This is a genomic window from Lactobacillus sp. OTU4228 (assembly GCF_001006945.1).
Lineage (GTDB): Bacteria > Bacillota > Bacilli > Lactobacillales > Lactobacillaceae > Lactobacillus > Lactobacillus amylovorus.
Map to the genome: position 1 here is coordinate 122,222 of NZ_CDLD01000014.1, position 21,216 is coordinate 143,437.

Consider the following 21,216-nt stretch of genomic DNA (forward strand, 5'->3'; position numbering starts at 1 on the left):
TTACTTGTTCCTTTCTGAATTGATGTATGAGCGAACGAATGCGTCAGGATCCCTTAACTGATATTTTTTAGCTAAATCATATAAGCTGGTTCGCTTTAAAGCTGCCTTTCTGATTAAGCTCTTTTCAGTTAAAAGCTTGATTGGCAGAGTATCTGCAATTAATTCACCATCCGCAAAAGCAAGTGAGCGATTGGTGTATTCCATCATGAGGTACATGTCGTGAGTGATAATCATGATCGTTTTGCCTTGCTCATTAAGTTGATTTAAGAAGCTCATGATCTCAGTGTAAGTCTTCCAATCTTGTCCTGCAGTTGGTTCATCCAAGATAAGCAGATCAGGTTCAAGCACCAGAATTGCAGCAATTGTCACACGCTTTTTTTGACCGAAACTTAAAGCAGAAATAGGCCAGTTACGGTAAGGGTAGAGGCCACAAATCTTTAGCGCATGATAGACTTTTTCTGTGATTGCTTCCTTATTATAGTTGCGCAAACGTAAACCCAATGCGACTTCGTCAAAGATCATCTTTTGGGAGATCATTTGATTAGGATCTTGCATGACGTAGCCAATTTTTTCTGAACGTTCTTTGATTGAGAGTGAGGCTAAGTCATCACCGTTAAAAAGAACGCGTCCTTCGTTTGAGATGAAGCCACAGATAATACGGCAAAGGGTAGTTTTACCAGCACCATTTTGACCAACGATTGAAACAAAGTCGCCTTTGTTGATGGTAGCTGTGACATCGTGCAATGGATTAACCTGCAATTTGTTGTAGCGGTGACCAACGCCTTTTAATTCAAGCAAAGGAGTAGTCTCTTTTTTTTCACCTTCCAGTATGCTGTGATTAACCCAGTCTTGCAATTGATGAGCGATTTCGGGTTCATCGGGCAAAGCTGCGACGGAAGTTAAGTCAGGGATGTTGGCAATATTAATATTGGCTTTTTCCAACGCCTTTAAATAAAGCGGACTTCTAACGCCAATGTCTTCTAATCTGTTTTCGTGTAAAAGATCATTCGGCTTTTTATCAGCAACGATTTCACCATCATTAATTAAAATAATACGATCAAGTGATTGACGCATCACTTCTTCAACGCGGTGTTCGATGATGATTACCGTGGCATTTAATTCCTTTTGAATTTGATCAATTAAGGCCATTGTTTTAACGCCAGAAGCAGGATCCAGGTTGGCTAATGGCTCATCAAAAAGCAGAATAGGTGATTCATCAATTAAGACACCTGCTAAAGCCACAATTTGTTTTTGCCCGCCTGATAAATTCTGGGGTGATTGTTTTAATAAGTGCGAAATATTAAGCTCATCAGCCCAGCGATGTACCGTTTGACGAATCTTGTTTTGCGGCTTGCAGTCATTTTCCAAAGCAAAAGCAATGTCCTCCCCAACGGTTAATCCAATAAACTGACTGTCAGTATCTTGTAAAATAGTTGAAGTAGTAAAAGATAAATCGAATAAATTAGTATTCTGGATATTTTTACCGTCAACCAGGCATTCACCTTCGATATCACCTGTATCGATATTAGGAATCAAGCCGTTAAGACAGCGACCAATCGTTGATTTACCACTACCTGATGGTCCGGCAATGAGAATCTTTTCGCCTTTATTAATATCTAAGTTAATATTTTTCAGCGTTGGAAATGCCTGACTATCATATTTAAATGTAAAATTCTTGAATGAGATAATTGGTTGGGTCATAAAACGCCTTTCTAATCTTCTTTGCGCAAACTGCCTTTTTTGATTTTGGTTCCCGCGTATGCTTTAAGTAGCAGTGTACCCACAATCATGATAGTAATTCCGTTAGAGATCGTTGCACTGATGCCCTGCACGAATACCTTATTGGCAGGTTCACTGTAAATCAGAATATCGCCGACTGGTGCAACAGCAATCCAGGCGATAGCGTTAGCCAGAATTTGCACGATATTAAAGAAAATAATTTGTTTAAAACCAAAAATGCCGTTTTTAAGATCCAATGGCTTTCTGGAAAGCCCAATTATCAAACCGAAGATTCCTGTGGCTAGAACCCAGCTCCACCAAGTTTGTCCATACATAATAAAGTCAGATAAAGCATGACCAATAAAACCTACTGCAAAGCCAACTTTAGCGCCATAGATTGCCGCAAGTAGGGCAAGAAAAGGGAAGACGAGCTCAATATTGGTGTTAGGAATAGGCGTAGGAATTGAAGTAAAACGGGCTAAAATGACATAGATAGCCGAACCAATTCCGATCGCTACAACGTTTTTAACTGATAAGCCTCTAGTTTTCATAAATTTCTCCAAAAAATTAGTATAGTTAAAAGGTATAATTAGAAAGCGGTTACTGTCAAGGCGGGATGCTTTTTCAGATTATTCACATAAAAGTTATTTAATTTGAATATTTTAGAATAATTTATAATAAAATAAGTTACACTTTTCACATTGTGTTAAAACAGAACTATATGAATGAAAAAGGGTTAGAAGAATGTTCGCAACGGTGTTTTATTGGTGTGTTGTAGTTGCAGCATGTGCTTGGTCATTAGTTTGGTCATTAATCTACCTAGCAAAGCATGAGAACGGCAACTTATGGATCTTTGCCATTATCAATGCTTTAGGCTTAATTGCATTGGGTATTTTATACTGGATTTATAGTTCACAAGACAACCAATGGTACTGGTTTGCTTCGAAGCAACTCAATATCGCTGGCTTAGTTTATGTATTTTACTTCTACATTGTTTGGGTTGTCTTCCAAGCTATTGCAGGAATTACTAAAAAAAGTACAATTAACCTAACCACTAAGCCGACTGAAGATACGCAATTTTTGATGGGTACTGTTTGTACGATCAAGGTTAATAACAAGAATAAGAGTGCAGCGCTAGATGATGGTTTGGATCGTATTAAAAAGCTAGCCGATGAGATCACTATTAACCAAAAGGGCAGTGAAGTTGATAAGATTATTGCTGAAGCCGGTCAAAGTTTCCGCTGATGTTTATGATTTATGCAAGAAAGCATATTACTACAGTCAAAATTCGGATGAATCCTTTGACATGGCAATTGGGCCAATTACTAGTTTATGGCGGATCGGTTTTCCAGATGCCCATAAGCCAACGTAAAAGCAAATTGATGCTCGCTTGCCACTAGTTAACTATCGTAATGTTAAGTTCAATGATGCAAAATGCACCGTTTATTTAACTAAAAAGAATATGAAACTAGACCTAAGCGGAATTGCCAAGGGCTATATTACCGACCAAGTTAAAAAAGTTTTGGTTAAAGATGGTGTAACAAGTGCAATTATTGATCTAGGTGGTAATGTATATGTATTAGGTCCTTCACCAACTAACCACAGTAATTGGACGGTCGGTATTCAGGATCCTAAGAAGAGTCGTGGTACCGCTATTGGTTCTATCCCAGAAATGAATAAGACAATTGTTACCTCAGGTATTTATGAACGTTACTTGAAGGTCGGCAAGACCGTTTATAGTCATTTGATGGATCCTAAGACTGGTTATCCTTTCCAAAATAATTTGATGGGCGTTTCTATTGTGACCAAGAATTTGGTTGATGGGGATGCACTTTCAACTGCTACCTTTGATAAAGGACTGGAAAAAGGCTACCAGTACATTGAACAAAAGAGGGGTACCAACGCAATTTTTATCACTAAGGATAAGAAAGTTTATGTAACTAGTGGTTTGAAGAATAAATTCAAGCTGTTTAAGGATTCAGGCTACAAGTTAGCTCAGATCAAGACGAGGTGAAAAATGAAACAAGAAGAGACAAAGGCATTAAGCAGAGAAATCGGTGATTATGTAGCTGCAAATACCAATGTTATTTGGGTAGATGATCATACGATGCAAATTGCCACAATGATGATTGATGCTTATGGTGATACGGTTTATGTATGGGTAGACGAAGCAGAAGATCATTGTCGTGTTAGTGACGGCGGTCGGATTTTATTCAAGCTTGACCCTAATGATGAAGACGGAGAACTAAATGATACGGCAAGAGAAATTGCTTTAGGATCAGGTTATCAATTTGACGATGAGCACTTTGAAATTTATGTCGATGTTGATCGCAAAAATGTTGCTCAAGCTGCGATAAAATTAGCACAATTACAAGTAGCGATTTCATATTTAGGCTAAAAATACATCCCTAAACTCCAGTTTTAGTAGTTCAGGGATGTATTTTTATCTTCAGTTTTCTTCTGACATCATTAATCATTAGCAGGGATCCTTTCTACATTAACATCATCCGGCTTTTGCCCATTTAAATCAAAATTAGCAACAGTCTCACCTAAGTTCATCATGCTTTCTACATCTGGAATACAAAATTCAGTTCAAAACTCCTTATATATCACCTCACCGTCATTGTAAACCGCTTACAATAAAAAACTTAAGAAAAGCCGCAACTTTTGTTGCGGTATTTTTTAAGCTTTTTTCTTATTATCGTGTTGCATAAAAATAAAGAAAGCAGAAATAATATTGATGATTACGGCAGGCAAAGCCAGGACAGCGGTAAAGCCATAAAGAGCATTACCAACCACGCCTAATATTGGTCCAATCATGGAAATTTTTAAATTATGTGCTTGAACAACGGCAATAGCATTAATAATTACGCCGGCCCAAGCAAATAGGTAGTAGAACATCGCCATTCTAGTGGTGAAACTTGCGCCGAAAATAGCGAACCATGAAGCGATGAATAAGAGGCAGTTAAACAGGTTAATGGCCCCGATCCATAGGTCGAATTTAGTTTTTTTCATTTTTTCCTCCAAAAATTAGTCTTCATGTTGCAGTACTCGCTCTGCGATAGCATCGTTGATTACCAAGTGAGTGATAATACCGCTACGAAGTGCTCCAAGCAAGGCCTCTGACTTAAAGCGATTGCTTACAACGCAAAAACGAATTGGTGTTTTCATGATATCCTTCATTGAAATACCACAGATATGCTTTTCAATGTAAGGAAAGAAGTTGCCATTGATATCGTAAGGACGGCCCATTATCATGCCTGCCACTTTATCTTGAGGGATATCTTTAAATAATTTTGGTCCGTAGTTAGTAAGTAAGAATTGGTTAGTTCTGAAAGAATCAAAGTTTCCTAAGCCAGTAAACAACAATTCAAGATCATGGTAGCAGTTTTCAATTATCTTGAAGTATGGTTCAGTTCTTAAAATAGGAATGATCTTAGGATTAATGACATATAGTGGTGCAGGCAGATTCAAACTATGTGCATGCAAACTGTCAGCGGCTTCTTGAGCCAAAGGATTCTTACGACGGTTAGCGTTAATTGGTTGACCCAACAGTTGAACAAAGTAAAGCTTAGTTAAGGTTTCTTCAGAAAAATCATTGATTACTCCGCGCATAGTTGAACCCCAGCTGACACCGGCAATTTTAGTATTTTGCAAGTAGTTTTCAATTTGCTTAGAGGCAAAGTTGATTACTGCTTCGCCATCGTCTTCCTTATCTTCATAGCAGTGCAAGATGAAGACTTCTTTTAAACCAAATTTCTTCTGAAATTCGCGCTCTAATAACTGATTGCGTTTGACGCCTTGGGTAATTTGAATTTTAACAATACCGCGCATTTCGGCATCATCCAGCGCCTTAGTAATTAAGTAGCGTGATAAATTGTATTTTTGTGAAATCTCGCCAATGTTTAATTTGCTTAAATAAAAATCATGAGCAATATCGGCTAATTGTTCATCTGTTAATTGTGCCACTTTAAATTTCTTCCTTTATGTCTATTTGTCTTACTCTCTAAAAAATATTATAAGTTTAAAGTAATAAAAAAGGAGTACTTATTTTTAAAAATATAAAATTTTATGCCGGACTTGATAAAAATCCTGTGGTAGAATAAAAGAGCTATAATTTTGCTAAAAATCAAGGATAGAGGAAAGTAATCATACCAATGAATGAAAAGGAACAAGAACATCATTTATCTGAAAAGCACCATATGAAAATTCTATGGGAAGAGTTCTTCAAGAGTGATGATGATACACTGGCCCAAGATGCAACCCTAGTTGAAAAAGCTTCGATTGTAGGTAGAGTTGGCATCATGCTTTTAAGCTGCGGTACAGGAGCTTGGCGTGTGCGTGATTCAATGGACACAATCGCAAGAACGCTCGGCATCACTTGTTCAACGGATATTGGTTTGGTATCGATTGAATATACTTGCTTTGACGTTGATAATGAATCATACTCGCAAACCTTGTCTTTGCCAGCTACTGGTGTAAATATGACCAAGTTGAATGAGTTGGAGAAATTTGTCCGCCAATTCGAAGCTGGTGATGGACAATGGACTATTGGTCAAATTCATAAACGTTTGCGTGAAATTGCAAATCAAAAGTCGGCTTATTCTTCTGTGATTGCTGGGTTAAGTTCTGGTCTTGCTTGTGCTGGATTTATTTTCTTGTTAGGTGGCGGCTTGCCAGAAGTTATTTGTGCCTTTTTTGGCGCGGGAGTCGGTAACTATGTCCGTTCACTTATGGGTAAACGGAAAATCACTTTGGTAGCCAAAATTGCAGTTGCAGTTGCGGTAGCCTGCGTAGTTTACTTTGCCTGCTTCAATTTAGGTACGCTACTCTTTCACTTGGATCACCACCATGCCTATGGTTATATTGGCGCCATGCTGTTTGTTATTCCGGGATTCCCATTCATTACGTCAGGACTCGACATGTCCAAACTGGATATGCGTTCAGGACTTGAACGACTTACTTATGCAATTTTGATCATTACGATTGCGACCATGGCTGGTTGGGCGGTAGCTACTGTTTTGAATCTCCATCCAGGTTCTATGCTTAAGCTTAAGATCGATCCAGGCATGTTAACATTCTTGCGTTTGATTGCCAGCTTTTGTGGGGTATTCGGCTTCTCGATTATGTTCAACAGTCGACCAAATATGGCGGCAACAGCAGCGATTATTGGTGCGATGGCTAATACGCTTCGTTTGAGTTTAGTCGACTACGCTTACATGGCTCCAGCTTTGGCAGCCTTTATCGGTGCGCTACTGGCTGGACTTTTGGCAAGTGTTGTACGACAAAAGGTTGGTTTTCCAAGAATTGCGATTACGGTTCCATCAATCGTAATTATGGTTCCAGGACTATACATGTATCGTGCAGTATTCAATTTTGGGATTACCAACATTAACATTGGTGCCTTCTGGATTACTGAAGCATTAATGATCGTGATTGCTTTGCCTTTAGGACTTCTTGCTGCTCGTATCTTGACTGACAAGAAGTGGAGACATGCAGATTAATATTTAAGGACGAACCATGTGGCTCGTCCTTTTTTGCTAAATGAGGAAAGAGAAATGCATTATTTTATTACTAGTCAAGAAAATCTTACTCCTTCAGCGATTGAAATTGCGCAGATGCAGCGAGTTCATTACTGGTGAATTTCTGGGATTTTCAACCGCGGCGTCAACTTGAATGAAGTAGGCGTGTCTACTATAAGAAGTGTCATTTTGACCATTAGAAGGAAAATGAAAAGAACCGTCACTTGATTGATCAACAGAGAAGCCAGATGAATTTGAATGAGCTTTTAGATAATCCTCAAAAGCTGTTTGTTCATCTGGATGAGTAGTTAAGTAACTATAAATATTTTGTTGATCGGAATCTACTGTTTGAGCATTTTCTTTAACTTCAGTAGTTTGCTGAGATGCATTATTTTCGTCTGCGTGAACAAGGTGACTATTGCTTAAGAAAAATGTAGTAATAAGTACTACTGCAGCTAGGCCAGCTGACAATTTACGAAAACCAAATTTTTTACCGTAAAGTTTGGCATTAAAATCTAAATCATTTTTATGTTCCATAATATTTAAACCTTTCTTGGGAATTAAGATTTTTTATAACACCTTTACAATAACATTCTTAAATAACAAAGTTACACAAAAAATACAAAAAATCTTATAGAAGTATATGGGCATAGCTATAGCTATGATTACAGATTGGTAGGGATTTCATTTAATAATATAAAATAACAGCAATTTTATATAAGTACATAAAAAAGGAGCAATATAAAATTACTCCTTTTTAAATATAAATATTATTTTAGTCGTTGTTTATTTTGCGATTGCTAATGCGGTTACCACGAAAGTGGCAATCATTGCAACTGTAAAACCAATGATACCCAATAAAATATTCATTTCAGTCATCTTCCTCTATATATGTTACTTCTATAAATGTGGTATAAATTAAGTGTAACATAAAAATCGTCCAATGGCTGAATAAATTGTAAGCGTTTTTATTCAAGCAGATCAGCAAACTTAGCTTCTGTAACTTTGGCCAAGTCTTCTGGATTTAAGAAAACACTGCGTCCAAGTTTGCCACTTGAAACACCAACTTCGTCTGTTTCCTTCATTGTGTTATCTAGATAGATAGGGAAGTGGTGCGTAAAGTGAATACCAATAGGAGTATTAGCACCGTGAACGTAACCCGTTGTCTTTTCTAGTTTCTTTAAAGGAAGCATTTCACATTTCTTATTTCCAGAAACCTTAGCAAGTTTTTTCATGCTTAAATGTTCAGTAACTGGTACAACTCCGACAAGTGGGCCGGTTTTATTTCCTTCACATACCAAGGTCTTGTAGACGAATTGCTCTTTGTCCCTTAGAATAGAGGTGTCCATTTGCGCAACTCCACCTTTATCTTTGGTGACCGCAAATTCGGCTTGACGATACTTGACCTTATGTTGGTCTAATATTTTTTCGACTAATGTTTTCTCAAGTTTATTCTTTTTATTTTTCTTCTTTGACATATTTATCACCTTTAACCATGATAGCATTGCTCAAAGAAAATCCCAAAGGAGTTTATATATTAATGAAGTTACTTATTATTAAAATTGACACAAGTCATGAAGTAGAAGATGCTTTAGGCGTTTATGCTCAAGACGACTTAAATGCACTCGGCATTGAATCAAGAAAGCGCAGCGATTTTGAACAAGCCGGTTGGCTTCATGATTCGACTGTCGTTGAGATGGACGACATCAAAGATTTGCCTAAGGACACCTATTTCTATGCCTACTTTGATGAAGAAGCTGATAAAGATGAACTTGTTAGGAAATTCCAAGCTAAGCTCAAGGAACTTGCAGGTTATGGCTTAAACATCGGTGAAGGTAAGATCACTACTTCTTATATCAAGGATCAAGACTGGAACACTGCTTGGCAAAAGTATTACCACGTAATCGACTTTTCAAGACACTTGGCTATTGTACCTGAATGGGAAGACTACAAGCCTGCCTTTAGCGATCAACAATTGATCAAGCTTGATCCAGGTCTTGCCTTTGGTACAGGTAACCACAAAACTACGCAACTAGCTATGATGGGACTTGAACGTGCCATGATTAAGCCAATGAGCGTAGTTGATGTAGGTACTGGTTCTGGTATTTTGGCTATTGCTGCTTCCAAGCTTGGCGCAACCGATGTTTTAGCTACCGATATTTCAGATGAATCAATGACTGCAGCTAAACAAAACTCAGCTTTGAATGATTTAACCAACATTCGCGTACAAAAGACTAGTTTGCTTGCTGATGTTAAGGGTAAATTCGATATTATTGTAGCTAACATTTTAGCTGAAATCTTGCTCGACTTAATTCCACAAATGGATGCTCACTTAAATGATGGTGGTCAAATCATCTTCTCAGGTATTGATTACTTACAATTGCCTAAGATTGAAAAAGCCTTAGATGAGAATGGTTTTAAAATTGACTTGACCATGAGACAAGGTCGCTGGATTGGGTTAGCTATTACTAGAAAAGAAAAATAAACGTGGTAAAATATTATCAATTAAATTAAACTTTGATGAGAGGCACAAATTTTTAATGAAAAAAATTGGGGATAAGATAAAAGAAATTTCAGTAATCAAGAAGTTAAATGCCCATGCATGGATGCCGCTTGTCTGGTGGAGTATTTTGGTGGCAATTTTGCCATACATTTTCAGTATATGCCGTTTGCCAATAGTTTTTAGAGTTGGTTTGCTGTTTTTCATCATTAATGGCGTGATTGCCTATCATTTAGGCAGTTTAATCAGTCGTTTGAACTTAAGCAGATGGTGGTTAATATTGATGCCAGTCGTGTTCGATTTAGCGATTTTGCCAAAATTTGCTCTGTATAATTTAATGTTTGGTTTGATTTATCTAATAATCGAACTCTTCGGACTACTGAATAAAAATATTTACCGTTAGAGGGGATGACCTTAATGTCCAAATATGTTGAAATGACTCATGATCAGGTAATTGATGCCTGCAAAAAATATATGAATGATAAGCAAGTAGCTTTTGTAGAGAAAGCATATGAGTTTGCCAATAAAGCTCATGCTGGACAAAAAAGGGCATCTGGCCAACCTTATATTATTCACCCTACACAAGTTGCCGGAACGCTTGCAACCTTAGGCCTTGATCCAGATACAGTGGCTGCAGGATTTTTGCACGATACTGTTGAAGACACGCCAGTAACCAATGATGAATTGAAAGAAAAATTTGGCGAAGACGTTGCTTTTATTGTTGATGGCGTAACCAAGTTAAACAAGTACGAATATAAGTCACACCAAGAATTTTTGGCTGAAAATCACCGTAAAATGTTGATTGCGATGGCTAAGGACCTGCGGGTAATCATGGTTAAATTGGCTGACCGCTTGCACAACATGCACACATTGCAGCACCTGCGTCCAGACAAACAACGCAGAATTGCTTCAGAAACCATGGATATTTATGCTCCGCTGGCCGATCGTTTAGGTATCGGGACGATCAAGTGGGAGCTGGAAGATATGAGTTTCCACTACTTAAATCCTGAAGCTTACTACCGTATTGTTAACTTGATGGATGTTAAGAGAAGTCAACGTGAAAAGTACATTGCTGATACGATCAAAACGCTTAAGAAAACTTTAGATGAATTAGGCATCAAGTACGAAATTTACGGTCGTCCAAAGCATATTTACTCCATCTACAAGAAGATGGTGAATAAGCACAAGGACTTCGATGAAATCTATGACTTGCTGGCTGTTCGTGTAATTGTTAAAAATGTCCGTGATTGTTACGCAGTTTTGGGTGCCGTTCATACCGAATGGAAGCCAATGCCAGGACGTTTCAAGGACTACATTGCTATGCCAAAGGTAAACGGCTATCAATCACTTCACACTACCATCATTGGACCCGGCGGTCGTCCACTTGAAATTCAAATCAGAACTGAAGCTATGCACCAAGTTGCTGAATACGGTGTTGCTGCCCACTGGGCATATAAGCGTGGCAACTTCAATGGGGTTGAAGCTACTTCATCAGGTGAAAAGCTAGACATGGTTCGTGAAATCCTTGAATTGAAGGATGAAACCAAGGACGCCGGCGAATTTATGAAGTCAGTTAAGAGTGATATCTTCTCTGACCGTGTTTACGTCTTCACGCCAAAGGGCGAAGTTTACGAATTGCCAAAGGGCTCTGTAACTTTGGACTTTGCGTACGCAATTCATACCCAAGTAGGAAGTCATGCAGTTGGTGCCAAGGTTAACAATAAGTTGGTGCCACTTGACTACAAGTTGAGAAATGGTGACGTCATTGAAATTATGACGCAAACTAATGCCACACCATCTCGTGACTGGGCCGACATGGTTAAGACCTCAAGAGCACGCAACAAGATTCGTCGCTACTTCAGAGGACAAGACCGTGAAGAAAGCATCACTCACGGTGAACAAATGGTAGCCAATATGATTCGTGAAGAAGGACTTGCTCCTAAAGACTTCATGGATAAAGAGCACATTGAAAGATTATTGGACCACTTCAATTACCATACTGAAGAAGAATTGTATGCCGCAGTTGGTTTTGGCGATTTGTCAGCTCAAGCCGTTGTTAACCGTTTGACCGTTGACTTGCGTCGTGAAGACGAGAAACAAAAGCAAAAGGAACTCGAAGAGAAGATTTTGAATTCTGGTCAGCAATCTGTTCAAGAAGAGCAGCCAAAGAAGAATTCAAATTCTGTCATGAAGGTTAAGCATAAGAATGGCGTCATGATTCAAGGCGTCAGTGACTTAATGCTTCACTTGGCTAAGTGCTGTAACCCAGTTCCTGGTGATAAGATTATCGGTTATGTTACTAAGGGCCGTGGTGTTACTATTCACCGTACCGATTGCCGCAACATTACCAAGGAAGCTGAAGAACAAGGGCGTTTGATTGATGTTGAATGGGAGAATGTTGAAGAAAACAGTGTTCAATCATTCAATGCCAACATCGAAATCTTTGGCTACAACCGTTCAAACTTGCTTAGCGACGTCATTAACAAGTTGAACTCACTTACCAAGAACATCAATAATATTTCTGGTAAGGTTAACGAAGACAATATTGCTCATATTTATGTCACAGTTGCGGTTAAGAATGCTAACCAGCTTGATGAAATCTTGAGCAAATTGCGTGATATTCCAGATGTTTATGAAACAAAGAGGTCAGATAATTAATGCGAGTTGTAATTCAAAGAGTCAATCATGCGCAAGTCGATATTGCTGGCGAGACAGTTGGCAAGATTGGCAAAGGATTTTTGCTACTAGTTGGTATTAAAGAAGGGGATGAACTTCCCGTAGTCAAAAAGGCAGCCGATAAGGTTGCCAAAATGCGTATTTTTGAAGATGAAGATGGTAAAACTAACTTGTCTTTAAAAGATGTACATGGTGAAATTTTGAGCGTTAGTCAATTTACTTTGCTTGCTAATACTAAGAAGGGTAATCGCCCTAGTTTTGTTGAAGCAATGCGTCCACCAAAGTCCAAAGAACTTTGGGAAGATTTCAATCATGAGCTTGAGCAAGATGGCTTCCATGTTGAGACTGGTGAATTCGGCGCCGAAATGCAAGTTAGCTTAGAAAACGATGGTCCATTCACAATTGTGTTAGATCTTTAGAGAAAATCGCTTTCAAAGGTTGACTTTAATACAATAAAAATATAAGCTAAAAAAGAATTATCGATGACAAAGAATGAAGATTAGCAAAGATCTATTTAAAGAGACTGCTCATTGTGGTGAGAGAGCAGATAGATCGCGGTCTGTGACACCTTTAACAGATAATGGATCGTCTGGCGAGCGTTAATCGCAGCAACCAAAAAGGTGGTACCGTGCTAATTTAAGCGCCCTTGATTTTAGTTCAAGGGCGCTTTTTTTATTAATAAAGTTATCAAAATAAAAAAGGATGATTAAATGAGAGTACAAAAACCAAAAGGTACAGTCGATATTTTGCCTGAACAATCCGGTTCATGGCAAAAGGTCGAAGAAACTGCAAGGAATTTCTTCAACCGTGCCAACTACCGTGAAATTCGTACGCCAAGTTTTGAAAACTACGAAATTTTCTCACGTTCAAGCGGTGATAGTTCTGAAATCGTAGAAAAGCAAATGTACGACTTCAATGATAAGGGTGGTCGTCATATTGCCCTTCGTCCAGAAGGAACTGCCGGAGTAGTTCGTGCTTACGTTGAAGACAAGATGTACGCACCAGAAGTAGTTAAGCCATTTAACGTATTTTACATGGAATCTACTTTTAGATACGAACGTCCTCAAGCAGGTCGTCAACGTGAATTCCACCAAATCGGTGTAGAAAGCTTCGGTTCAAGCAATCCACTTGCTGATGTTCAAACCATTATGATGGGTCACGATTTGCTTGCTGAATTAGGCGTTAAGAACTATCAACTTCACATCAATACTTTGGGCAATGAACAAGTACGTAAGGATTACCACGATGCACTTGTAAACTACTTCACTCCAGTTAAGGATGAATTATCTGAAGATTCTCAAAGAAGATTGCGTGATAACCCATTACGTATTTTGGATTCTAAAGATGATCGCGACAAGAAGTTCTTGCCAGATGCTCCTAAGATTCGTGACTTCCTTGATGATGATTCAAAGCAAAACTTCGAATCAATTTTGAAGATGCTTGATCAATTGGGCATTGACTATGTTATCGACGATGACTTGGTTCGTGGTCTTGATTACTACACTGGCGTAATCTTTGAATTCATGGTTGAAGATAAGAGCCTTTGGGAATCAGCTACTACTATTTTGGGTGGTGGTCGTTACGATCACTTAGTTGAAGAATTCAACGGCCCAGCTACACCAGCTGTTGGTTTCGGTATTGGTGAAGAAAGATTAATGCTTGTTTTGGAAAAGCAGAATCCAGCTTTATTTGAAAATAGAGGCATTGATTTCTTCATCACTAATATTGGTGATGGTACTGCTCAAAAGGCTATTGAAATTACTAGAAGTTTGCGCAAGCAAGGCTTTGAAGCTGATTTTGATGTTAACCAAAAGAAGCTTAAGGCACAATTCAAGAAGGCTGACCGTGATCATGCTAAGTATGTAATTACTTTAGGTGAAAAGGAACTTGAAAACGGCGTTTTGAATATCAAGCGTTTAGCTGATGGTAAGACCATTGATTTAAGTCTTGAAGACATCAATGATATGAGTAAGGTAATGAAGGATTTAGAGGATTAACAATGGAAAAGATCGAAGAAAGAACAGACTATTGTGGCAATATTACTGAAAAATATATTGGCCAAGATGTAAACCTTTATGGTTGGGTACAACGTGTACGTAACCTTGGTAACTTGGTTTTCATCGATTTGCGTGATCGTGAAGGTTTAGTACAAATCGTTGTTAACAAGGATTCCGGTAAGGAATTGATGGATATTGCTGACTCACTTGGTAACGAATACGTTCTTCAAGTTAAGGGTAAGGTTGTTAAGCGTTCAGAAGTAAACCCTGACATGAAGACTGGTCAAGTAGAAGTTGATGCTACTGAAATCATCATCTTGAACAAGGCTAAGAACCCTCCGTTTGAAATTAAGAATGGTGTTGATATTTCTGAACAAACTAGATTAAAGTACCGTTACCTTGATCTTCGTCGTCCAGAAGTTCAACAAGCTATTATCTTACGTTCAAAGATTTTGCGTGCTACTCACGAATTCTTTGACGAAAACGGCTTTATCGATATTGAAACTCCAATTTTAGGTAAGTCATCTCCAGAAGGTGCACGTGACTACTTAGTTCCTTCAAGAATTTACCCAGGTAGCTTCTACGCACTTCCACAATCACCACAATTGTTCAAGCAACTTTTGATGGGTGCTGGCTTTGATAAGTACTACCAATTGGCACGTTGTTTCCGTGACGAAGACTTACGTGGTGATCGTCAACCAGAATTTACTCAAATCGATATGGAAATGTCATTTGCTGACGAAGAAACTATCCAAGGCTACACTGAAGGTCTTTTGAAGAAGATTATGAAGGATGTTAAGGGGATTGACCTTAAGACTCCTATTAAGCGTATTACTTGGACTGACGCAATGAACAAGTACGGTAGTGACAAGCCTGATACTCGTTACGGCATGCTTATCCATGACTTAAGCTCAATCTTTAAGGACAGCGACTTCAAGGTGTTCTCAGGTGCAATTGCTGATGGCGGCTTTGTTAAGGGTATTGCTGTTAAGAACGGTGCTAAGGAATACTCACGTAAGAAGCTTGACAAGAAGGCTGACTTCATCAAACGTTTCCACGCTAAGGGTTTAGCTTGGGTTAAGTACGAAGATGGTGAATTCTCAGGTCCTGTTGCTCGTTTCTTGACTGATGACAACAAGGAAGCTTTGAAGAAGGAATTCGACCTTGAAGGCGGCGAATTAGTAGTATTTGTTGCTGACAAGTGGAAGGTAATTTGTGACTCATTGAACCACCTTCGTCGTGAATTCGCTAAGGAAACTGGTATTATTCCTAAGGGCGTTTATGACTTTGTTTGGGTTGTTGACTGGCCATTATTCGAATACGATGAAGGTCTTGGCCGTTGGGTAGCAGCTCACCACCCATTCACCATGCCAGATGATGAAGGTGTAAAGCTTTTGACTACTGAACCACACAAGGCACACGCACGTAGTTACGACATCGTTATGAACGGTGACGAAATGGGTGGTGGTTCAATCCGTATCCACAAGCGTTCAATCCAAGAAAACATGTTTAAGGCACTTGGTTTCACTAAGAAGCGTGCTTACGAACAATTTGGTTACTTAATGGATGCTTTGGACATGGGCTTCCCACCACACGCAGGTCTTGCAATTGGTCTCGACAGATTTGCTATGATGCTTGCTAACAAGGATAATATTCGTGACGTATTGGCATTCCCTAAGAACGCTAGTGCTTCAGAACCAATGATGCACGCTCCAGCTCCAGTAGCAGATCAACAATTAGCTGACTTAGGTATTGAAGTTGAAGATAAGTACCAAGACAGTGTTAAGGCAACTGAAGAACGTCTTGAAAAGATGGCTGCAGAAGATGCCGAAGAAAACTCAACTTGGGACAAGTAATCTTTAAATAAAAGCAAAAAATAGACTTCCGAAAAGGAAGTCTATTTTTTGCTTTTATTTTATAAATCGTTAACGAAATCGGTAATTCGCTTTAAACTTTCGTGTAATTGTTCAGTTGATGATGCATAAGATAGTCTTACGTAGCCTTCGCCGCCTTTACCAAAATAACGACCAGGAGTTACGCCAACTTTAGCCTTTTGTGCCAATTCAAAAGCAAATTGTTCATCATCGATGCCATATTTTTCAGGAATTTTGGCAAAGATATAAAAGGCACCTTGTGGCGTAGCCATTTCAAAACCAAGCTTTTCCAAGCCGGTTTGCATAAATTGCAGCCGCTTTTCATAGATTGCTCTTGCTTCAGCAGGATCACTTTGACCATTGTTCAATGCCTCAACGGCAGCCATTTGCACATTGTCAGTCACAGAGGTTACTAAAAAGGCATTAACTTTTTGAATGCTCTGCATGATTTGCTTAGGAGCAGCGATGTAACCTAAACGCCACCCAGTCATTGCGTATGCTTTAGATAAACCAGAAATTAAAATATTGCGATCTGGAATATATTCGGACAATGAATGATGTTCCGCATTGCCATAAACGAGTTCAGCGTAGATCTCATCAGTAATTGAATAGATTTTGTATTCTTTAATTACTTCGGCTAGTTGTTGCAAAGTTTCTTTAGCATAAACACGGCCGGTCGGGTTGGATGGGTCGGTCAAGATGATTGCCTTTGCTCCCTTGCCGCGACCGTTTAAAACGTGACGCAAATGTTCAGGCGTTAAAATGAAACCGTCTTTTTTAGTATCAAGTTGAATAGGGGTAGCACCAGTCATCTTGATCAACTGGAAGTATAGTGCCCAAACTGGAGTAGGAACGATAATCTTGTCCCCAGGATTAAGCAAAGTCATAAAGACGTCGTTTAAAGCACCGGTTGCACCAACAGTGACGCAGATTTCATCTTTGGGATCATAATGAACACCGATGGAACGGTCAAGGTAGCAGCTGATTGCTTTAAGTAGTTGAGGTTTACCAGCTTGTGGTGCGTAGTGTGAGTCATCATCGTTAATGTCGCGAATGGCAGCCTTTTTAATATGATCTGGTGTAGCAAGATCAGGCTCACCAATAGTTAACTTGATAATGCCAGGGATGCCTGAAACTTTTTGATCAAATGCACGAATTTTTGAAGCGGATAAGTTACTAAGGTTAGTATTGATAATTGATTTTAAATCACTAGATAAATTTGGCATATAAGTAAAGTTCCTTTCTGTATTAATATAGATTCTAAAGTACAGAAATGAAGATGACAACCTTTTTATACTCAATCAAAAAAGAAGTTACTATATGTCACTCCTCTAAGAATTATCTTTTAAAATACCATTAGAATTGGTATAAATCGCTTTCTTTTCGTGAACTGGTTTTTGCCATGGAAGTAGCGGCAAAGGTCTAGTAGGTGGTTTAACTCTATTCTTCTTTTTCAAAGAAACTGGCTGATTAATTACTTTAACTGTAGTAATTTCTTTGTTAGGTGGTTTTGGTTGTGCCTGCTTGCTACAGCCAGCTAGTGAAGCAAGACTTAAGGCAACCAGCGATAATTTTATTATAAGCTTCATTTTATCCTCCAAAAATTTATCCCTAACCGTTATTCTACTATTTTTAGCAATAATGATAAAATAAAAATAAATTTGTTTGAGAAGAAGGAATAATAATGGCAAAAGTAGCAGTCTATATGACAGGCGGCATTGCTATGTATAAAGCCGTGCAAGTCGTGCGAAATCTTGAAAAAAGTGGTCATGAAGTACGGGTAGTAATGACTAAAAATGCGGAACGTCTGGTTACTTCTAATACATTGGCCGCATTGACTAAGTATCCAGTATTGGATAATCTATGGAAAAAAGAAAATGAAGCTAGCATACCGCATGTTCATTTGGCTCGCTGGACTGACTTAGCCTTAGTTGTTCCAGCAACGGCTAACTTTATTGCTAAAATGGCTAATGGTCTAGCTGATGATGCCGCTAGTACCACGATTCTGGCAACAAGCGCACCAAAATTGGTTGTGCCTGCAATGAATGATCAGATGTGGAGTAATCCTGCTACTCAACGCAATTTGCAATTTTTAAAAGAAAATCAAGTGCAGATTATGGAGCCAGCGGTGGGAATGCTGGCGGAAGGATATGCTGCTAAAGGTAGAATGCCTGAGACAGAACAAATCTCTGCTTGGGTAGAAAACTTTTTGCAACAAAAAGAAATCTTAAAAGATAAAACCATTATCGTCACCGCCGGAGGAACAGAAGAAGCAATTGATCCAGTTCGCTTTATTGGGAATCGTTCTAGTGGCAAAATGGGAATTTCTATTGCTCAAGCCGCTGCCGAGATGGGCGCAAAAGTAAAATTAATTTATGGGAATGTTACAGTTGCCTTGCCGCAAGATGAAAAGATTGAATTGTATCATACTGCAAGTAGCGAAGAAATGTTAACAAAAGTAAAGCATGAATTTACCAAAAGTGATGTGTTAATTATGGCGGCTGCCGTAGCTGATTGGAAGATGGCTAAAGTGGCCGACCATAAATTGAAAAAGCAGGCAAATCAAGCTACTTTGAAATTAACTTTAGTTAAAACGAAAGACATTTTACGTGAAGTGGCCAAACATAAAAATCCAGGGCAATTAGTAGTTGGTTTTGCTGCTGAAACAAATGATTTGCTAAAGAATGCGGAAAAGAAGCTGCATGAAAAAGGAGCAGATCTGATCGTGGCTAACGACGTTTCGCAAAATGTCTTTGGCAATGATAATGATAAGGTGACTATCCTTAAGCAAGATGGCACGATCGATGAATGGCCTGAGATGAGTAAAAAAGTAATTGCTAAAAAATTATTGATATACGTGAATAGCTTTATGCATAAATAATTAATGTAACATTTTTGTAACATAACGCAAACAATCTATACAAATAGCATTGCAATAGGACTATGAATATAAAAAATGACCAAAATTGTGCAAAGATACGATAATTGTGCTTGTTTTAGTACAGAAAACTAGTATTATAAGTTGCGGGAATTAAGAGACTGAAGAGAAAGAGTTGATGGTTTATGAAATCAGCCCTTTCTTTTTTTGTATATAAAATCTCGTCTAAGAAATGACTGATAATCTGCAAAGAAATATCGCTAAAGCCTATTTCATCGCGTTTTTTGCTCTGTTGTTTAAAATGACAATTTTGTTAAAAAGTAAAAATTATAAGTATATGTATAGGATTTGAATAATATTTGGTGTATGCTATTCACAGCAGGTTCAGTATGTACTCTGATAAAACTTTAACGCTTAACAACGGAATAAAGATTCCTCAGATACAATTAGGTACTTGGCTAATCAATAATGATGACGTAAAAAAAGTCGTTCGTCAGGCCATTAGTGTTGGTTACCGCGCTTTTGATACCGCAAGAGACTATGGTAATCAGAATGGCGTAGGCAAGGAAATTTGGAATTCCGATGTTTAACGTAGTGATATATATTTAACAACTAAATTGCCAACTGCTGTCAAAGACTATGAGGGCACTAAGAAGGCAATTGATAAAGCTTTAGATCGCTTCAGCTTAGAATACATTGACATGCTTCTGATTCACTCACCGCAGCCTTGGATTGAAGTAAATAGAACCAATGACCGTCACTTTGAAGGCCGGTAAAGTTAGATCAATTGGTGTGTCTAATTTCTTGCAAGAAGATGTGGCTAACATTGTTAATAATGGTACGATTAAGCCAGCTGTTAACCAGATCGAAGTTCATATTGGACATGTGCCAACAGATTTGATGAAATATTGTGAGAACTTAGGAATTCAAATCGAAGCATATTCACCACTTGCTCACGGACGTTTACTTAAGGATCGTAAGATCAATGAATATGCTAAAAAATATGGCGTAAGTCCTGTACAATTGATGCTTGCCTTCGACTTGCAACTAGGCTGTATCGTTTTACCGAAGAGTGACAATGTCAGTGAAATGAAAGATAACTTGAGTGTTGATTTTGAAATTAGTAAAGAAGATATGGACGAACTAGTTAAATTAAAAGAAAACACTCAGGCCATGTCAGTTTAATAAGCATTGCTGAAAAAGCGGTGCTTTATTTATTTTAAAAAGAAAAATGAAAAAGATAGATTTAATCGCCATTGATATTGATGGTACTTTAGTAAACTCTAAAAAAGAAATTACCCCTGCCGTTAAAAAGGCAGTGTTAGATGCCAAAAATCAAGGTAAACAAATAGTGATCTGCACAGGAAGACCATTATCTGGTGCACAACGTTATTTGGATGAATTAGGTTTAAACAATCAAGATAACCAATATGTAGTCAGCTTTAATGGCGCAGTAGTTGAATCAACCAGTGGCCAAGTAATTTTTAAACAAGGGCTAAGATATGAAGACTATGTTGATCTAGAAGCAATTGCACGCAAATTGAATCTGCATTTTCATAGCGTTAGTTTAGATCGAATTTACACCTCTAATCGTGATTTAGGACACTACACGATTTATAACTCGCGGGTGGTTAAACTGGAAGTCTCATATCGTACACCAGAAGAAATGAAGCAAATACCGATTATCAAATGCATGTACATTGATGATCCAGATTATTTGGATAGTAAAATTACCAGTCCGCTTTTTGAGCAAATGAAAGATCGCGTCGTTTTCTCCAAAACTGAACCATTTTATTTTGAAGCAACGGCAGCCGGCGTTGATAAAGGAACTGGTCTTAAGCGCCTGTGTGATTACCTTAAGGTTAAACCAGAAAACGTGATGGCTTTGGGTGATCAAGCAAATGATATGCCAATGTTAAAATATGCTGGTTTAGGTGTGGCGATGGGCAACGCAGTGGACTATACTAAAAAGCATGCAGATGAAATTACTGCAGATTGTGATCATGACGGAGTGGCGGTCGCAATTAACAAAATTTTATAAAGGATATGG

The 21,216-nt window shown here is 38.4% G+C and carries 18 protein-coding genes and 2 pseudogenes; 12 read left to right on the forward strand and 8 right to left on the reverse strand.

Translation table 11 applies throughout. The annotated features are described in order from the left end of the window. The gene (locus BN1206_RS04165) at window positions 1-1,701 is read right to left on the reverse strand and encodes an ABC transporter ATP-binding protein (protein ID WP_052542942.1); all 1,701 of its coding nucleotides are present in this window, start codon (window positions 1,699-1,701) and stop codon (window positions 1-3) included. Window positions 1,702-1,712: 11 nt separating this feature from the next. Then, the gene (locus BN1206_RS04170; RefSeq protein WP_013641803.1) at window positions 1,713-2,270 is read right to left on the reverse strand and encodes an ECF-type riboflavin transporter substrate-binding protein; all 558 of its coding nucleotides are present in this window, start codon (window positions 2,268-2,270) and stop codon (window positions 1,713-1,715) included. Window positions 2,271-2,463: 193 nt separating this feature from the next. Between BN1206_RS04170 and BN1206_RS04175 the strand changes: the two are divergent. Together BN1206_RS04175 and BN1206_RS04180 are read left to right on the forward strand one after the other, a co-directional pair. Beyond that, window positions 2,464-3,733 (forward strand): annotated as a pseudogene (locus BN1206_RS04175) (FAD:protein FMN transferase). A 3-nt stretch (window positions 3,734-3,736) separates the two neighbouring features. Beyond that, on the forward strand, window positions 3,737-4,117 hold the full coding sequence (locus tag BN1206_RS04180; RefSeq protein WP_013641804.1) for a DUF1828 domain-containing protein: 381 nt from the start codon (window positions 3,737-3,739) through the stop codon (window positions 4,115-4,117). Window positions 4,118-4,401: 284 nt separating this feature from the next. On the opposite strand, the gene BN1206_RS04185 is transcribed toward BN1206_RS04180, so the two are convergent. Next, a complete protein-coding gene (locus tag BN1206_RS04185) occupies window positions 4,402-4,734 on the reverse strand; it encodes a hypothetical protein (protein ID WP_013437736.1) in 333 nt (110 codons plus the stop codon). A gap of 15 nt (window positions 4,735-4,749) precedes the next feature. Continuing rightward, complete coding sequence (locus BN1206_RS04190; protein ID WP_052542943.1) at window positions 4,750-5,688, reverse strand: sugar-binding transcriptional regulator; 939 nt, start codon at window positions 5,686-5,688, stop codon at window positions 4,750-4,752. A gap of 188 nt (window positions 5,689-5,876) precedes the next feature. Here BN1206_RS04190 and BN1206_RS04195 point away from each other — a divergent pair, with 188 nt between their 5' ends. Next, window positions 5,877-7,223: a threonine/serine exporter family protein gene (locus BN1206_RS04195; RefSeq protein ID WP_013641808.1), complete on the forward strand. Its 1,347-nt coding sequence runs from the start codon at window positions 5,877-5,879 to the stop codon at window positions 7,221-7,223. A gap of 93 nt (window positions 7,224-7,316) precedes the next feature. On the opposite strand, the gene BN1206_RS04200 is transcribed toward BN1206_RS04195, so the two are convergent. Together BN1206_RS04200 and ybaK are read right to left on the reverse strand one after the other, a co-directional pair. Next, window positions 7,317-7,778: a hypothetical protein gene (locus tag BN1206_RS04200; protein ID WP_022087179.1), complete on the reverse strand. Its 462-nt coding sequence runs from the start codon at window positions 7,776-7,778 to the stop codon at window positions 7,317-7,319. A 431-nt stretch (window positions 7,779-8,209) separates the two neighbouring features. Then, window positions 8,210-8,719: a Cys-tRNA(Pro) deacylase gene (ybaK, locus tag BN1206_RS04205; RefSeq protein WP_013437740.1), complete on the reverse strand. Its 510-nt coding sequence runs from the start codon at window positions 8,717-8,719 to the stop codon at window positions 8,210-8,212. A gap of 62 nt (window positions 8,720-8,781) precedes the next feature. Between ybaK and prmA the strand changes: the two genes are divergently transcribed. The 6 genes from prmA to aspS all read left to right on the forward strand — a co-directional run bounded on the left by prmA (window position 8,782) and on the right by aspS (window position 16,270). Beyond that, a complete protein-coding gene (prmA, locus tag BN1206_RS04210) occupies window positions 8,782-9,726 on the forward strand; it encodes a 50S ribosomal protein L11 methyltransferase (RefSeq protein WP_022087047.1) in 945 nt (314 codons plus the stop codon). Window positions 9,727-9,781: 55 nt separating this feature from the next. Further along, window positions 9,782-10,144: a hypothetical protein gene (locus BN1206_RS04215; RefSeq protein WP_013437742.1), complete on the forward strand. Its 363-nt coding sequence runs from the start codon at window positions 9,782-9,784 to the stop codon at window positions 10,142-10,144. Window positions 10,145-10,158: 14 nt separating this feature from the next. Next, window positions 10,159-12,399, forward strand: coding sequence for a RelA/SpoT family protein (locus BN1206_RS04220; protein ID WP_052542944.1), 2,241 nt, complete (start codon window positions 10,159-10,161; stop codon window positions 12,397-12,399). Beyond that, window positions 12,399-12,836 (forward strand): D-aminoacyl-tRNA deacylase, encoded by a 438-nt coding sequence (dtd, locus tag BN1206_RS04225; protein ID WP_052542945.1) that lies wholly within the window; start codon window positions 12,399-12,401, stop codon window positions 12,834-12,836. Before BN1206_RS04220 ends, dtd begins: the two co-directional genes overlap by 1 nt. A gap of 291 nt (window positions 12,837-13,127) precedes the next feature. After that, complete coding sequence (gene hisS, locus BN1206_RS04230) at window positions 13,128-14,414, forward strand: histidine--tRNA ligase (RefSeq protein ID WP_013641813.1); 1,287 nt, start codon at window positions 13,128-13,130, stop codon at window positions 14,412-14,414. 2 nt (window positions 14,415-14,416) lie between these two features. Then, a complete protein-coding gene (gene aspS, locus BN1206_RS04235; RefSeq protein WP_052542946.1) occupies window positions 14,417-16,270 on the forward strand; it encodes an aspartate--tRNA ligase in 1,854 nt (617 codons plus the stop codon). 59 nt (window positions 16,271-16,329) lie between these two features. On the opposite strand, the gene BN1206_RS04240 is transcribed toward aspS, so the two are convergent. Both BN1206_RS04240 and BN1206_RS04245 read right to left on the reverse strand, forming a co-directional pair. Then, on the reverse strand, window positions 16,330-17,514 hold the full coding sequence (locus BN1206_RS04240) for an aminotransferase class I/II-fold pyridoxal phosphate-dependent enzyme (protein WP_014565781.1): 1,185 nt from the start codon (window positions 17,512-17,514) through the stop codon (window positions 16,330-16,332). 105 nt (window positions 17,515-17,619) lie between these two features. Continuing rightward, on the reverse strand, window positions 17,620-17,877 hold the full coding sequence (locus tag BN1206_RS04245) for a hypothetical protein (protein ID WP_013437748.1): 258 nt from the start codon (window positions 17,875-17,877) through the stop codon (window positions 17,620-17,622). 95 nt (window positions 17,878-17,972) lie between these two features. On the opposite strand from BN1206_RS04245, the gene coaBC reads away from it, so the two are divergent. The 3 genes and pseudogenes from coaBC to yidA all read left to right on the forward strand — a co-directional run bounded on the left by coaBC (window position 17,973) and on the right by yidA (window position 21,207). Beyond that, window positions 17,973-19,169, forward strand: a complete 1,197-nt coding sequence (coaBC, locus tag BN1206_RS04250) for a bifunctional phosphopantothenoylcysteine decarboxylase/phosphopantothenate--cysteine ligase CoaBC (RefSeq protein WP_013437749.1) — start codon at window positions 17,973-17,975, stop codon at window positions 19,167-19,169. 386 nt (window positions 19,170-19,555) lie between these two features. Continuing rightward, window positions 19,556-20,351, forward strand: a pseudogene (locus tag BN1206_RS10320) (aldo/keto reductase family protein). Window positions 20,352-20,397: 46 nt separating this feature from the next. Next, window positions 20,398-21,207 (forward strand): sugar-phosphatase, encoded by an 810-nt coding sequence (gene yidA, locus BN1206_RS04260; protein WP_013437750.1) that lies wholly within the window; start codon window positions 20,398-20,400, stop codon window positions 21,205-21,207. Window positions 21,208-21,216: the final 9 nt, after the last annotated feature.

Excerpts from the sequence above, each read along its gene's own strand:
- BN1206_RS04165 (WP_052542942.1), bottom strand. The coding sequence starts at position 1,701 with ATGACCCAACCAATTATCTCATTCAAGAATTTTACATTTAAATATGAT.
- BN1206_RS04170 (WP_013641803.1), bottom strand. The coding sequence starts at position 2,270 with ATGAAAACTAGAGGCTTATCAGTTAAAAACGTTGTAGCGATCGGAATT.
- BN1206_RS04180 (WP_013641804.1), top strand. The coding sequence starts at position 3,737 with ATGAAACAAGAAGAGACAAAGGCATTAAGCAGAGAAATCGGTGATTAT.
- BN1206_RS04185 (WP_013437736.1), bottom strand. The coding sequence starts at position 4,734 with ATGAAAAAAACTAAATTCGACCTATGGATCGGGGCCATTAACCTGTTT.
- BN1206_RS04195 (WP_013641808.1), top strand. The coding sequence starts at position 5,877 with ATGAATGAAAAGGAACAAGAACATCATTTATCTGAAAAGCACCATATG.
- BN1206_RS04200 (WP_022087179.1), bottom strand. The coding sequence starts at position 7,778 with ATGGAACATAAAAATGATTTAGATTTTAATGCCAAACTTTACGGTAAA.
- ybaK (WP_013437740.1), bottom strand. The coding sequence starts at position 8,719 with ATGTCAAAGAAGAAAAATAAAAAGAATAAACTTGAGAAAACATTAGTC.
- prmA (WP_022087047.1), top strand. The coding sequence starts at position 8,782 with ATGAAGTTACTTATTATTAAAATTGACACAAGTCATGAAGTAGAAGAT.
- BN1206_RS04215 (WP_013437742.1), top strand. The coding sequence starts at position 9,782 with ATGAAAAAAATTGGGGATAAGATAAAAGAAATTTCAGTAATCAAGAAG.
- BN1206_RS04220 (WP_052542944.1), top strand. The coding sequence starts at position 10,159 with ATGTCCAAATATGTTGAAATGACTCATGATCAGGTAATTGATGCCTGC.
- dtd (WP_052542945.1), top strand. The coding sequence starts at position 12,399 with ATGCGAGTTGTAATTCAAAGAGTCAATCATGCGCAAGTCGATATTGCT.
- hisS (WP_013641813.1), top strand. The coding sequence starts at position 13,128 with ATGAGAGTACAAAAACCAAAAGGTACAGTCGATATTTTGCCTGAACAA.
- aspS (WP_052542946.1), top strand. The coding sequence starts at position 14,417 with ATGGAAAAGATCGAAGAAAGAACAGACTATTGTGGCAATATTACTGAA.
- BN1206_RS04240 (WP_014565781.1), bottom strand. The coding sequence starts at position 17,514 with ATGCCAAATTTATCTAGTGATTTAAAATCAATTATCAATACTAACCTT.
- BN1206_RS04245 (WP_013437748.1), bottom strand. The coding sequence starts at position 17,877 with ATGAAGCTTATAATAAAATTATCGCTGGTTGCCTTAAGTCTTGCTTCA.
- coaBC (WP_013437749.1), top strand. The coding sequence starts at position 17,973 with ATGGCAAAAGTAGCAGTCTATATGACAGGCGGCATTGCTATGTATAAA.
- yidA (WP_013437750.1), top strand. The coding sequence starts at position 20,398 with ATGAAAAAGATAGATTTAATCGCCATTGATATTGATGGTACTTTAGTA.